Origin of the sequence: Vibrio toranzoniae, from assembly GCF_024347655.1 — a bacterium.
Lineage (GTDB): Bacteria > Pseudomonadota > Gammaproteobacteria > Enterobacterales > Vibrionaceae > Vibrio > Vibrio toranzoniae.
Genome location: NZ_AP025514.1, coordinates 1,878,478 through 1,893,095, shown reverse-complemented (window position 1 = coordinate 1,893,095; position 14,618 = coordinate 1,878,478). Strand labels below are relative to the sequence as shown.

Here is a 14,618-nt window from a genome sequence, read left to right as displayed (position 1 = left end):
TTATTGGCGTGTGATCTATCTTTCAAAATACTTCCTCCTAACAGGGAATTAGTGTAGATTCTTCTTCCAAATTCTAACTAATGTGAGCGGTTTAATGTTAAAGCTTTCAGACCTATGTAAAGGCTATGTCGATGGGGGGGAATTTCACCCTGTTTTGCAAGGTGCAGAGTTAACGTTAAACCAAGGTGACCAGTTGGCATTAATGGGCGAAAGCGGCTCTGGTAAAAGTACGTTACTGAATCTTATTGCGGGTTTAGACCTTGCCGATTCTGGTGAAATCGCTTTCCCTAACTTCAATATGCATGATTCGACTGAGCGCAATCGTACCGCATATCGCAGAAATAATATCGGTCACATCTTTCAGCAATTCAATTTACTTCCAACGCTTAACATAGCTGATAACATCCGATTTTGCCGACAACTAAAGGGCTTACCTGAAGATAAAGGTTTGTGGCGACAAATTCTATCCGCTCTCGATTTAATGCCTTTACTCGGGCGTTACCCAGAAGAGGCGTCTGGTGGTCAACAACAGCGTGCAGCGATTGCTCGAGCTTTGTATATGGAACCCAAAATCTTATTGGCTGACGAGCCAACGGGTAGTTTGGATGAGAGAAATGCAGAAGCGGTGATGCGTTTACTGACTTCGTTGACTCGTCAATTAGAATGTACACTGTTGCTTGTCACTCACAGTGAAAAAGTGGCGTTACACATGGATGGTCGAATCCGTCTGCAAGGAGGGCAATTGCATGTTATGGCCCGTAGTTAAAGCGCTACTTGGTCACTATCGACGTTACCCTCTTCAGATTATCTTGGTATGGCTTGGTTTAACCCTTGGCGTCTCACTACTGGTTGGTGTTACAGCAATCAACCAACATGCCAAACAAAGCTATACCCATGGCGAGCGACTGTTTTCAAATCCTCTTCCTTACCGTATTCGACCAAAACACAACGCCAATAAAATTCCACAAGGTTTTTATATTCAGCTTCGCCGTGATGGATTTCAGCAGTGCTCTCCTTTTGACTATCATCGTATCACTGATGAAAACGGGGCGAACTTTATGCTGACTGGTTTAGACCCCGTGTCTATGCTCCAACTTCAGCCTGGTACTGCCTTAAAAGACCTCACGACTTTAAACCTAATGAAGCCACCATACCCAATTCTTGTTAGTAATGATCTTGCTGAGTATATGGGGTGGACGAATGGGAATTATATCCATCTCATAGATGGCTCTGAGTTAGGGCCAATCGTCGTTGACCAAAATAACCTGATCAACGGTACTCGTCTCATAGCGGATATTTCTTTGCTTAGAATGCTCAAACGCAGTTCTGGGCTTTCGGTGATTGCGTGCTCAGACATGCCAACGGAGAAGTTTGAACGACTCAAAGATATATTACCAAATGGATTGACTATTTCTCGTAGTTCGAAGGCGGAGCTTGAGTCTCTGACCAGTGCTTTTCACATGAACCTGACCGCGATGGGTATGCTGTCTTTTGTGGTCGGTTTATTTATTTTCTACCAAGCGATGTCGCTCTCTTTTATTCAGCGTCAACCGTTAGTCGGTATTTTAAGACAAACCGGTGTTTCAGGGTGGCAGTTAACAAAAGCACTTTGTTTAGAGTTGTTGCTTTTGGTTCTACTGAGCTGGATATGCGGCAATATATTTGGCGTGATGCTCGCTAACCAATTGTTACCCGCTGTTTCTTCAAGTTTGGGCGACCTTTATGATGCTAATGTTGGTTTAACATTAAGCTGGAGTTGGCGTTGGAGTGGTTATAGCTTATTAATGGCATTGCTTGGTGCATTCTTAGCTTGCGCTTGGCCGTTGGTTCGTTTACTTAAGTCTCAACCTATTCGTTTGACCTCTCGGCTTTCATTGATGCGTTTTGCTGGTACTGAGTTTACTTGGCAGGCCTTGATTGGTTGTGGTTTTTGTGTGGCGGCTGTTGCTGTGTATCAAGCTCCCCAGACCCAAGAGTCGGGTTTTGCTATTATCGCTCTGATGCTGATTAGTGTGGCTCTGTTTACACCTTTCTTGATGTGGAAGCTATTCAATAGCCTCTCTTATTCTTTACGTTGGGTTCGTGCTCGTTGGTTCTTCGCTGATGCTGCCTCAAGCATGAGCTATCGTGGTGTTGCGACCATGGCTTTTATGTTGGCATTAACGGCAAATATTGGTGTTGAGACCATGGTTGGAAGCTTTAGGGACACCACCGACAAATGGTTAACACAACGTTTGGCGGCGGATCTATATATCTACCCAACCAACAATGCAGCAGCTCGTATGAGTAGTTGGTTGTCAGAACAACCTGAAGTAGAGTCTGTGTGGTGGCGCTGGGAGAAAGATCTCGCTTCACCTGTCGGTAGCATTCAAATGGTGAGTACTGGCTCCTCTGAGGGTGAACTGGAAGCACTGACGATTAAGTTAGGTATACCAAATTATTGGTACCATTTACACCATTCTAGAGGCGTGTTGATCAGCGAGTCGATGTCTTTAAAGTTGGGCATTCGTCCTGGGGACTACATTGACCTTTATGACAGCCTAGGTTCCGGTTGGCAGGTTGTTGGTGTGTATTACGATTATGGCAATCCTTATCATCAGGTAATGATGTCACATCGAAACTGGTTGTATGGATTTGCAGGCAGAGGCAATGTAGGGCTTGGCGTTATATTAGAAGATGATGTGAATTCTGTAGGTTTACGCAGCCGATTAGAGAGTATATTTCGATTAGGCTCAGAACGTATTTTCGACAATAACAATATCCACAGCCAAGCCATGCGAGTGTTTGATAGAACGTTCGCGATTGCCGACACATTAGGTAACATTACTTTAGTTATTGCGGTTTTCGGGATCTTCTTTGCTACTGTCGCAGGGGAGGTGTCGCGTCAAAGGCACATTTCTTTGCAACGGTGTTTAGGTGTATCTGCAAAAGAACTGATTTTAACTGGTAGTTTACAATTGTTTGTATTTGGACTCATTTCCTCTTTGATAGCCGTTCCGCTTGGTTTGGCTTTAGCAAGTTTGATTGTTGATATTGTTATTAAGCAATCTTTTGGTTGGTCACTCGAGTTGCAAGTGATTCCATGGGATTATTTGGTGACATTTGCGTGGGCAATGACAGCATTAATGCTTGCTGGAGCTTTACCTGTTATGAGAATGATTCGGAACACGCCGATGAAATCACTTAGGGATGCGCTTTAATATGTCTCAACGGAATCACACCACTAAACTAAGACATCGAGTTGTCTCTTCTCTTTTATTAGTCAGTTTTTTCGGTGCTCTTGTCGGTATTTGGGCCTATTACTCATATTTTGTTGATGCCGGTGAAAAGGGAGTCAATGAAGTCAATTCGGTGCTGGTTAGTGAGCACTTCAATGTATTTGAGCCAGTGCTGCCAGATAGAGACGTTTCTTTACCGCGAGATTTCTCATTTCATCCAGATTTTCAACACGAATGGTGGCACTACTTTGCATCGTTGATAGGGGAAGATGGTAAAAAGTACTCGGTTCAATGGAGTTTCTTTCGTATAGCAACAGATGAACGCGAGACTCCGGGATGGCAAAGCCCACAGATCTATATTTCAAATGTAGTGATCTCTTCTGAATCTAAAGTCTGGAAAGAGCAGCGTTTGGCGCGTGGTGGTATTGGCCAAGCTGGAATGACCAATCGTCCGTTTAGAATCTGGATTGATAACTGGAACTGGCGTTCACTGGTTAACACACCATTCCCTGGTCGTCTTCAAGTCAAAACGGATACATTTGGTCTTGAACTGGATACCGTGGCAAAAGGGCCCTATGTGCTCAATGATGAGCATGGGTATCAGAAAAAACACGACTTACTGCCTGTTGCGTCTTACAACTTTAGTGCCCCCTTTTTATCATTGAATGGTGTGTTGAACCTAGATGGTGTTACCAAGGAAGTTAAAGGTACGGCATGGGTACACAAAGAGTGGGGCAGTGGCTTGCTCGGCGTCGGGCAGCAAGGCTGGGACTGGTTTGTTTTCAACCTTGATGATGGTACAGCACTGAGTATTAGCCGCTATCGCCATAACCAACAGTTACCTTATGTATTTGGAACATTAGCCACACGTTCAGGTAAAGTCTACCAATTAACGGATTCTGATATTTCTATTAAGCCTCTGCAGAACACGACGTTATTGAATGGCAGAAGAATGCCATTACAGTGGATAATCAACGTGCCACAGTACGATATCAACCTTACGACACGTATCCAACGCAGAGATATGTGGTTACCTTTTGTTATACCTTATTGGGAAGGACCAATAATGGCGAGTGGCAGCCATGAAGCGAAAGGCTTTATGCAGTTAACCGGCTACTAGAAAACACCTAAGGCTATCATTTGATAGCCTTTTTTTATGTTAATGATTTCCGTCCGGCGTAAAAAATTGTGAATACAGCTTCGTTTATCTCATCTATACTTATTTAATGGGGAATAATAACATTATGGAATATACGACGTATTGTTTAGTATTTGTAGGAAAAACCGAAGTTAAACATCCGAAGAAGTGATTATCTATCGTTAAAGCTTGGATATAAACTCATAGCTATTCTTTGTTATTCGTTTATTTAAATAATAAATATAAGGGCGAAATCATGACCGACGTCATTCGTGACTTCTTTAAAATGGAATCTGCTGGCGGCATCATACTAGTCATCGCTGCGGCGATCGCAATGTTTGTAGCAAACTCACCACTGAACGACATGTACCAAGGTGTACTTCACAGTTACGTTCTTGGTATGTCTGTGTCTCACTGGATTAACGATGGCTTAATGGCTGTGTTTTTCCTTCTCATCGGTTTAGAAGTGAAGCGCGAACTTTTAGAAGGCGCATTAAAGTCTAAAGAAACAGCAATCTTCCCAGCCATCGCAGCGGTGGGTGGTATGCTAGCTCCTGCACTTATCTACGTGTTATTCAATTCTGGTAACCCAGAAGCATTACAGGGTTGGGCTATCCCAGCAGCAACTGATATCGCATTCGCATTGGGTATCATGGCTCTACTAGGCAACCGTGTGCCGGTAAGCTTGAAGGTATTCTTGCTTGCGTTGGCAATAATTGATGACTTGGGTGTTGTTGTCATTATTGCACTGTTTTATTCAAGCGACCTATCAACACTTGCACTAACTATTGGTTTTATCGCAACTGGCGTGCTGTTCATGTTAAACAACAAGCATGTAACTAAGCTGAGTGTGTATTTAATTGTTGGGGCAATTCTTTGGTTCGCAGTACTGAAGTCTGGGGTTCACGCAACATTGGCAGGTGTAGTCATTGGTTTTGCGATCCCGCTGAAAGGTAACAAAGGGGAGCATTCTCCACTGAAACATTTAGAGCATGCATTGCACCCATATGTAGCTTTCGCGATATTGCCAATTTTTGCATTTGCAAATGCAGGTATTTCTTTGGAAGGCATCTCAATCTCAAGCCTAACAAGTATGTTGCCTCTAGGTATCGCTATGGGTCTATTGATTGGTAAGCCTCTTGGCATCTTTGCATTTAGCTGGGGCGCGGTGAAACTTGGTATCGCTAAGCTTCCTGAAGGTGTGAACTTTACGAATATCTTCGCAGTATCTGTGTTGTGCGGTATTGGTTTTACAATGTCAATCTTTATCTCTTCACTGGCATTTGGTCCAACGAACGCGGAGTTTGATACGTTTGCTCGACTCGGTATCTTGATGGGGTCAACGACTGCCGCGATTTTGGGTTATATCTTACTGCGTTTTTCTCTACCGAAAACAAACCAACAGCAAGTGGGAATTTAATCGGTAATCGGTTCACCGAGTAACAAGAACCGAGTCTCACGATGATTCATGTGACAACAAACAAAAAAGCCGTGTAGGGTAACCCTATCACGGCTTTTTATCTTATTCTTTAGGTTCTCTAGCATTTAGTTGTGTCAGGCATTTTTGGCTTGGTGCTGTTGGTCTTAAAATCAAGTCCACAATATTTAGAGGCTAGAGTGTCTCGCTACTTTTCTAGCGTGGTAAATATTGTCCACTCCTCGACGATTTGTTCACTTAGCCCCACTACCGTCGCCGTTACTTTTCGATTTAGTGCGTGAGACATAGGGTCATCACCGTCTTTTTCTAAACGCTCTTCACCGTAACCAACAACTCTCACTCGACTCGGGTCGACACCATTTGATAGCAATTCATCTTCAACTTGGTGAGCGCGTTTTTTCGATAACTCTAAGTTGTATTCACTAGCCCCCACTTTGCTGGCGTAACCTTGAATCTCAATAGACGCACTTTGATAGGTTTCTAAGAATTCAGCCATGGTCGTGATTTGATCAGAGAAGACCGGGTTAACTTCAAACGAATCATTGGCAAACAGGATTCTCAACTGTCTGACATCTTGAGAGCGAACTGTCTCTCCACAACCTTCATTATCAACGAGTGACGTTTCAGGTGTGCCAGGGCAAGTGTCTCGAGCATTAACTACGCCATCGTTATCATCGTCTTGCAGGTCGGAAATCTGTTCTGCTTCCGGCGTTTCTATGTAGGTCTCTTCATTTTGGTTAGAGCATGCGCATAACGTTAATGTTAATGCGGAAAGTAATAAGTAAGGTATCTTCATCATTAATACTCCACGGCCGTTGTCCACTCGTCTGGTATATCGACCAGTAGAGCATTCAATAGAGAACCGGTAGCGTTCATTACACGATATTTAGCGTACTGTTCAGAGTAATGGGCATCTAAGTAATCTTTACGGGCTTCAAATAATTCGTTCTCGGTGTTAAGCAGATCAAGGAGCGTACGTTTACCTATTCGGTACTGTTTCTCATAAGCGATAACGGTTTCTGAAGCTGAATCTACATGGTCAGATAAGAAGTTTTTTTGTTGCAACGTCAGGTCCAATGCACTCCAAGATAGGCGAAGGCCTTCCTCTACTTGTCGATAAGCACGGTCTCTTAGATCTTTGGCTTTGTTCAGTTGGTAAGCCGCCGATTCAGAGTTCGCACTGTCAGTACCACCATTATAGAGGTTGTATCGCATTCTTAACATTGCCAGTGTTTCTTGGCTCGAACCTTCATCCCCTCCAGCGTCATCACGCCATGATTGAGATGCTTCAATAGAGAAAGTGGGGTAATTCACTCCCTTCGACTGCTTGTATTGGAAGTATGCTGAATCAACATCTGCAGAAGCGACTTTGATGACTGGGTGCTTATCCAAAGCATCAACGATGGCGTCTGTTAATGACAAAGGGAGCATAGAGATATCAGCTCTCGGGTAAACTAAGCCTAGCGGTTCTTGACCCACAATTCGTCTAAATTGGGTATGGGTATCAATCAAATTATTTTGCGCAGCCAATAAATTACCGTGAGCTTTTGCGATCCTAGCTTCTACTTGGGAAACGTCTGCCGTTGAGCCTATACCAGAATTAGCTCGTTTTTTGATGTCTTGATAGATTTTTTTGTGTATGGCTAGGTTACTTTCCGATAGGGCTAATACCTCAGTCGCTTTCACTGCATCTAGATAGATTTGGGTCACCTCAAGTGCTTTGTCTTCGGCGTCTGCGAGCAATTGTAAGCGAACCGATTCGGCTTCAGCGGCGGTGCGATCAATGTCGTATAGAGTCGCGGAACCATCCCATAATAATTGAGTGAGGGATATCGTTGCTTCCTTTCTGGTTAGATCCGTATCAGGTCCGTTATTTGGTGCTGGGTTTATACCTTCGTAACCGATACCTGCATCTAAGTCGATACTAGGCTTATAAGCGCCACCAGAGGCGTCATTTTGTTTTTTTACGCTCACATACTCATTGAATATACTTTTTATCTCTGGATTCGTTGCCAAGGTGATCGCAACAGACTGTTCTAGAGTTTGAGCGGCAAGCGGTGTTGTAGCAACTAAGCAACACATGATGGATAGTTTAAACAATTTCAAAGTAGCTCTCCTTCTACTTTTATATGTTTTGACCATTCTCGGAGCAGTATTTTCTGCTTCGTTGAGAGACAGGCTGTATAAACGAAGCTTAGGACATGTGAAAAAAAATGCGAAGTTTGCTGATTTATTTTTGAATGTAAGTCGCTATGGTTATTGATTAATTTAAAACTTGCGAACTTTGTTTTGCTAATGAGTGGATTATCAATAGTGGAGGTACTAAATTTACAGTACGAGACAGCCATAATGAAAAGTGGGTTGGACCCGCGTTTGGTATGTTCTGGGTAGAAGTAGGAATTTAGATATGGGAAATATCAACCTAAATATTCTAGGCCTTGCCAACGTAAGTGTTGTGCTTGACGCACAAGGAAAATTACGTCGATTGGCTCCGGGTGAACAACCAGCTTCGAGTGATGTTGTCATAAGCCTAGGTACTGACGATACAAGTGTGCCAAGTGTTTCAGCTCGATTTTTTGATGCTCAAGAACAACAGAACGATTTAGATATTGATGACGCAATTGCACAGGTTCAACGTGCGATTGGAGAGGGGTTTGACCCAACTGAGTTAGGAGATGAGTTTGATACCGCAGCCGGTGAGCAAGGTTCGAGTTTAACCAACAGCGGAAGAATAGAACGAACTGGTACCGAGATTCTCGCTCAAACTAACTTTGAAACAGAAGGTTTTGAGTCTCAAGGGTTATCAGAGACCCAAAGTCTCGCGTTGTTTGACATTATTGCGTTGGCTCTAATATCGGGAGATACCAATGCGATTGAGTTTGAACAAGATGAACCTATAGAAACTGGTGGGTCACTAACGCTTAACCAACCGGGTGTATCTTTCGCCGAAAAAGAGGTTACAGGTGACAGCGGGTTCGGTACTTTTACCGTTAACGAGGACGGTACTTGGGTATTCGTTGCTGACAGTCCATTCAATGCGCTTGGAAATGGGGCACAGATACAAGATACGACCACAGTACAAACCTCTGATGGAGGTGAACAAATTATTACTGTTACCATTATTGGTACCGATGATGCTGCTGTTGCGACTGGTGGGTTGGGCAGTGTTACCGAGGACATTAATGTTGATGAAATTACCAACCAACTGGTGACGTCTGGTCAGGTTACGATTACCGATGTAGACAGTGACTCTCCTACCTTTTTACCTGATGGTGAATTTAAGCTTGAGGGCTCGACTAATGTATCGCAATTCGGTGCGTTATCCATCGAACCTGACGGCAGCTGGACCTATGCTGTTAATAATGATGACGTGCAACACCTAGACGATGATGAGTTTGTCACTGAAGTATACACGGTGACAGCTGACGACGGCACGACAAGCGAAGTGACGATCACTATTAACGGAGCTGAAGATCCATCCGAAATCACTGTAGGAGAAGGAAACAGTGACATGGGCAGCGTCACTGAAGACGTGGGTGTGGTGGATGAAGAGCTGAACGTTCTTGAAACGACGGGGTCGCTGACTATTAGTGACCCAGACACTAATGATAATCCTGTTTTTAATCCAACCGGTGAATTTAAACCTGTTGGCTCTACAAGTGGTAGTGCGCTCGGTACTTTGACCATTACAGCCTGTGGTGATTGGACGTATTCCGTTAAAAATGATTTAGTTCAATTCCTCAACACAGGAGAAACAATTACAGAGCTGTTCACTGTCACTTCAACTGATGGTATTGAGCACGTTATAGAAATCACTATCAACGGTACTAATGATGCACCTGAGGCGACAAGCTTCAGTATTGATACACCTGGAAGCGGTCAGGTCTGTGAGGATAAAGTGGATGGAGGAGTTGTAGACACGTCGGTAGGTGGTTATGACAATAATGAAGATGTTATTGATTATTGTGGTGTCGAGACGAACATTACCTTCAATTCAGCGATAGCTTATCAAGATCGAATTTCTGATGTTGAGGATGATTACAATGGTATTGATCTACACATCATAGTTAAAGATCTTCCTATAACAGGAACGCTTCTCTATACAAGTAGTAATGGTGTCACTCGTGAGGTGGTGGAAAGCGATGTCGGTGTCACTCAATTTGATCATACCGGTATCAGTTATGTAGCGGGGGCAGGAGCTGACTTCCTACTGGGTATAAAAGATGAACCAACCGCGGATACTCCTGTGTCTGAAGATGGTTTTTATAACTGGGGAGGAGAAGTGGTAGGTTCTGGTGGCATGAGGCGAGAAGTCGAACTTACTAATGGCAACTCCATCTTTGTTGAGATTCATAACCCTGATGACAAACCGCTAAAACAATACAACGCAGAAGAGAGCCATGTAGGGTATGGGATTGGAGATAGTGATGGTCGTGGTGTTAATAAAGGTGAGATTCTTACCTTAGATTTTTCAGAAAACCCGATTTCTCAAGTTCGATTTGGTCTGGATGGATTAGGCCCTGTATTCGAGGAAGACAATCCTAACATTGTGAGAGCCACTTTCCACTTTGTTGAAGGGGGCTATGAAACGGTAGAGTATGAGAAAGAACCCGGGGAGCTTGGTGTTGATCGCTTGTTCTACGAGTTCACGCACTCGTCTCCTAATCAGACAATAGAGAAAGTCGAGTTCTCAAATCCTAAAGGAAGCTGGGAGCTTAGATACATTGGTGGTGATTTAGAAGTCACAAAAGATAGCTTTGACTATCAAGTCATTGATTCGACAGGTGAGGTAAGTAGCGTTGAGACTGTAACGCTCAATGTCGAAGGTGCGGCCCCTCACCAAGTGATTAGCGATCCTGAATCGTCAGATTTTGCTGCTAACTTGGGTAACGATATCTTGATTGGAAATGATGAAGAAAATGTTTTCGAGTGGTTAGACTCAGCTCTCGACAACAGCGTCGATGTGGTCAAAGAGTTCAGTGTCGGTGAAGACTTGCTTGAGCTTCGTGATATTTTAGATGCTACAGGCAATGACTCTATTCATGAGCTGATTCCGGAAATAGATGTCGCTCTACAAGGTGATAACTTGGTTATGAGCATTGAGCATGATAGTGGCGACCAAACTATCGTTTTAGAATCTGTAAAGGATCAATTAAGCGACTATGTTGTTGATAACAACTTTGATAGCCTTTCTGCGCTAAGTGAACTTATCAAAAACGATGCAGCCTAATAGGCACGTGGAATGTTCTATGGCTTGACGTAATGAAAGCCCTCGGTTTCGGGGGCCTTTTGCGATCAGGAGTAGCCGAACAAAAATCGCCTGAATTATAGGCAAAAAAAGCCCAAACCAACGTGGTTTGGGCGGATACAAGTATAGGAGTTAATAAGGAAAATGCAGTAATTAAGAAACCAGGGAGAAGCAAGTTTGACGGCCTGTTAAACTTCTAAATACTCTGTTTTCTATATAATTATGACCTTCCAATTCGATTTCAGTTCCACGAAAATTCATTAATTTTTTCTTTTTTTGTAAACACACGTTTATTCAATTGGTTAGTGTTGAATCCTATCAACTGGTACGACCAATTTGTGAAAATGTGATGTTGCTTGCTTGTTAAATAAATGTACTGGGCGTATATTTCAAACAGTTGTTTAATACGAGTGATTGAAATGGCACCAAGAAGTACAACCAAAGACAAAATCTTAGATGTAGCTGAAGGCTTATTTGCTGAGCACGGTTTCAATGACACCTCTTTACGCACTATTACAGGTAAAGCCAATGTCAATTTAGCTTCGGTCAATTACCACTTTGGCGATAAGAAAACTCTGGTTCGTGCAGTTCTCAATCGTTATTTAGAGGCATTTATGCCAGCACTGCAAGACGCTTTGGTGAACTTAAACTTGGACGAAACGTATTCTATGAATGATGTGTTTGAGTCTTTAAGGCAACCACTAAGAGCCCTTAATGATGTTAGGCCTAATGGCACAAGTCGATTTATGTTACTGATCGGCAGAGGCTATACGGATGTGCAAGGGCACTTGCGTTGGTTCATTACAACTCGCTACAGTGAAGTACTGACTCTGTTTACCAGCTCAGTAATGAAAGCTAACCCGAGCCTCACTCAAGAACAGTTATTTTGGCGATTGCACTTCACCCTAGGGACTTGTGTTTTCACCATGGCTTCCAGTCAGGCTCTCGTTGAAATTGCAGAGAATGATTACGGTAAGCGAATAGATGCCAAAGCAGTGGTCGATATTCTTATTCCATACTTGGCCGCTGGCATGTCAGCAGAAGAATAAAACAATAAAAAGCGAAACATTCACAACCAAAATAGTGAACAAAAGGATCTGAACTATGAGCTCTCTAAGACAAAAATGGGTAAGTGACCCAGCTTTTAAACTCTTTAAAAAAGTACTACCACCATTATCTAGCACCGAGAAAGAAGCGATGGAAGCGGGTAGTGTTTGGTGGGACGGAGAGCTGTTTTCTGGTAAACCAGATTTCACTAAGCTGCACCAATATCCAAAACCTCAGCTGACAGCAGAAGAGCAATCGTTCATGGATAATGAACTTGAAACGTTGCTTGCTATGCTCGATGACCACCAAATCGTAAAAGAAGATCGAGACCTTCCTGAGGAGGTGTGGAACTTCTTACGCAAAGAGCGTTTCTTCTCGTTAATTATTGCGAAAGAGTACGGCGGTCGTGAATTTTCAGCACACGCCAACTCGACTATCGTAACTAAGATTGCGACTCGCAGTATCAGTACTGCGGTTTCGGTCATGGTTCCAAACTCTCTTGGTCCTGGTGAGCTGTTGTCTCACTATGGTACTCAAGATCAGAAAGACTACTGGCTACCGCGTCTTGCTGACGGTACAGATATTCCATGTTTCGCATTAACCGGCCCTGAAGCAGGTTCTGATGCGGGTGGTATCCCTGATGTCGGTACGGTATGTATGGGAATGCACGAAGGCAAAGAGACACTAGGCATCAAGCTTAGCTGGAATAAGCGATACATTACGCTAGCACCAGTGGCGACGGTACTTGGTCTGGCTTTCAAACTGCACGATCCAGAGAAGCTGCTTGGCGACAAGGAAGACATCGGTATCACTTGTGCGCTAATCCCGGCAGAGCATGAAGGCGTTGTGATTGGCGAGCGTCATGATCCACTTGGCCTTGCGTTTATGAATGGTCCAACACGCGGTCACGATGTATTCATCCCAATGGAATGGCTAATCGGTGGCGCAGATTACGCAGGTAAAGGCTGGCGTATGCTGGTGGAATGTTTGTCTGCAGGTCGTGGTATTTCATTACCCGCACTTGGTACGGCGATGGGCCACCTAACAGCGAAAACGACCGGCGCATACGCTTATGTTCGTAAGCAGTTCGGCATGTCGATTGGTAAGTTCGAAGGTGTTGCTGAGAGCCTAGGCCGTATTGGTGGTTTAACGTATCTACTAGAAGCAACTCGTACGCTGACAACTACTTCACTCGATATGAAAGAGAAGCCGGGTATCGTAACGGCTATCGCTAAATACCACATGACAGAGATGGCGCGTACGATTCTGAATGATTCAATGGATATTCACTCAGGTCGTGCAATTCAAGATGGACCAATGAACTACTTGGCTGCGCCTTACCTAGGTATTCCAGTTGCTATCACAGTAGAAGGTGCGAACATCCTAACTCGTAACCTGATGATCTTCGGCCAAGGTGCGACACGTTGTCACCCATACGTATTGAGCGAAATGGAAGCAGCAGCGAACCCTGATGAGAAGCAAGGTGCGAAGGATTTCGATAAATTGTTGTTCAAGCACATCTCACACGCAACTAAAAACACGTTCGGTGCTTTTGGTGCGGCATTAACGGGCTCTAAGTTCATTAAAGCCGACATGAGTGGCCCAACGAAGCCTTACTACCAAGATCTGACTCGTTTAAGCCGTGCGCTTGCTGTAAGTGCGGATTTCGCAATGCTGACACTAGGTGGTGAACTGAAACGTAAAGAGCTTATCTCTGCACGTTTGGGTGATGGTCTAAGTTACTTATACATGGCGTCTGCTGCGCTTAAGAAGTATGAAGACGAAGGTCGTCAACAAGCTGACCTAGACTACGTACATTACGCGGTTCAACACTGTTTCCACAACGCGGCTAAATCTCTACAAGAAGCGTACAGAAACTTCCCGAACAAGATGGTTGGGAAAGTGCTGAAAGGTCTCGTTTTCCCTGTGGGCAACCACTTTGAAAAACCAAATGATAACCTAACGGTACAACTGGCTGAAAGCTTGATGACTCCGGGTGCACACCGTGAACGTCTAACTCACCTTTGCTACATCGGCAAGGAAGAGGATGATAGTGTTGGCCTTATGGAGAATGCTTTCAATGCGATGTACAGCATTAAGCCTCTAGAGCGTAAGATCTTCAAAGCAGTGAAAGAGGGCAAAGTGGCTCGTAAAGGCTTGCTGGCAGACAAACTGGCTCAAGCACTTGCAGCAGGTGTACTTACTCAAGAAGAAGTCGACCAAATTGTTGCTGCTGATAAACTACGTTATACAGCAATTCAAGTTGACCACTTCAGTCATGACTTTAGTGAAACTTTGACGCGAAAAGAGTTAAAACCTAAGCTAAATAGCGTTGCTTAGATAAAGAAATGATAAAAGGCACCTAATAAGGTGCCTTTTTTGTTTTTGTCGTAGAAGTCTCAGTAGACGCGTTAACAAATGGTGACTTAGTCAGCAAATATGAGCTGAGTGATCCAACCACTTGCATTTTCACCACATTTTTACAGAAATTAGATGCCATTTGCGCACGAAACTCTTATCCTTAACCTG

Annotated in this window: 9 protein-coding genes; 7 read left to right on the top strand and 2 right to left on the bottom strand. The window is 43.7% G+C overall.

From position 1 onward, the window contains the following. Positions 1-94: 94 nt before the first annotated feature. The 4 genes from OCU50_RS08290 to nhaA all read left to right on the top strand — a co-directional run bounded on the left by OCU50_RS08290 (position 95) and on the right by nhaA (position 5,776). Complete coding sequence (locus OCU50_RS08290) at positions 95-766, top strand: ABC transporter ATP-binding protein (protein ID WP_017057568.1); 672 nt, start codon at positions 95-97, stop codon at positions 764-766. Next, positions 747-3,200: an ABC transporter permease gene (locus tag OCU50_RS08285; protein WP_060467943.1), complete on the top strand. Its 2,454-nt coding sequence runs from the start codon at positions 747-749 to the stop codon at positions 3,198-3,200. The genes OCU50_RS08290 and OCU50_RS08285 overlap by 20 nt, the downstream gene beginning before the upstream one ends. Next, complete coding sequence (locus tag OCU50_RS08280; protein WP_060467942.1) at positions 3,190-4,338, top strand: lipocalin-like domain-containing protein; 1,149 nt, start codon at positions 3,190-3,192, stop codon at positions 4,336-4,338. The genes OCU50_RS08285 and OCU50_RS08280 overlap by 11 nt, the downstream gene beginning before the upstream one ends. A gap of 274 nt (positions 4,339-4,612) precedes the next feature. Continuing rightward, the gene (nhaA, locus tag OCU50_RS08275; protein WP_060467941.1) at positions 4,613-5,776 is read left to right on the top strand and encodes a Na+/H+ antiporter NhaA; all 1,164 of its coding nucleotides are present in this window, start codon (positions 4,613-4,615) and stop codon (positions 5,774-5,776) included. A gap of 205 nt (positions 5,777-5,981) precedes the next feature. Here nhaA and OCU50_RS08270 read toward each other — a convergent pair whose 3' ends face one another. After that, positions 5,982-6,593, bottom strand: a complete 612-nt coding sequence (locus tag OCU50_RS08270) for an OmpA family protein (RefSeq protein ID WP_060467940.1) — start codon at positions 6,591-6,593, stop codon at positions 5,982-5,984. Further along, complete coding sequence (locus OCU50_RS08265; protein ID WP_060467939.1) at positions 6,593-7,900, bottom strand: TolC family outer membrane protein; 1,308 nt, start codon at positions 7,898-7,900, stop codon at positions 6,593-6,595. The genes OCU50_RS08270 and OCU50_RS08265 overlap by 1 nt, the downstream gene beginning before the upstream one ends. A 301-nt stretch (positions 7,901-8,201) precedes the next feature. On the opposite strand from OCU50_RS08265, the gene OCU50_RS08260 reads away from it, so the two are divergent. The 3 genes from OCU50_RS08260 to OCU50_RS08250 all read left to right on the top strand — a co-directional run bounded on the left by OCU50_RS08260 (position 8,202) and on the right by OCU50_RS08250 (position 14,429). Beyond that, a complete protein-coding gene (locus tag OCU50_RS08260) occupies positions 8,202-11,024 on the top strand; it encodes a VCBS domain-containing protein (protein ID WP_060467938.1) in 2,823 nt (940 codons plus the stop codon). A gap of 437 nt (positions 11,025-11,461) precedes the next feature. Then, on the top strand, positions 11,462-12,091 hold the full coding sequence (gene psrA / locus OCU50_RS08255) for a TetR family transcriptional repressor PsrA (protein ID WP_060467937.1): 630 nt from the start codon (positions 11,462-11,464) through the stop codon (positions 12,089-12,091). A gap of 55 nt (positions 12,092-12,146) precedes the next feature. Continuing rightward, positions 12,147-14,429, top strand: a complete 2,283-nt coding sequence (locus tag OCU50_RS08250; protein WP_060467936.1) for an acyl-CoA dehydrogenase — start codon at positions 12,147-12,149, stop codon at positions 14,427-14,429. Positions 14,430-14,618: the final 189 nt, after the last annotated feature.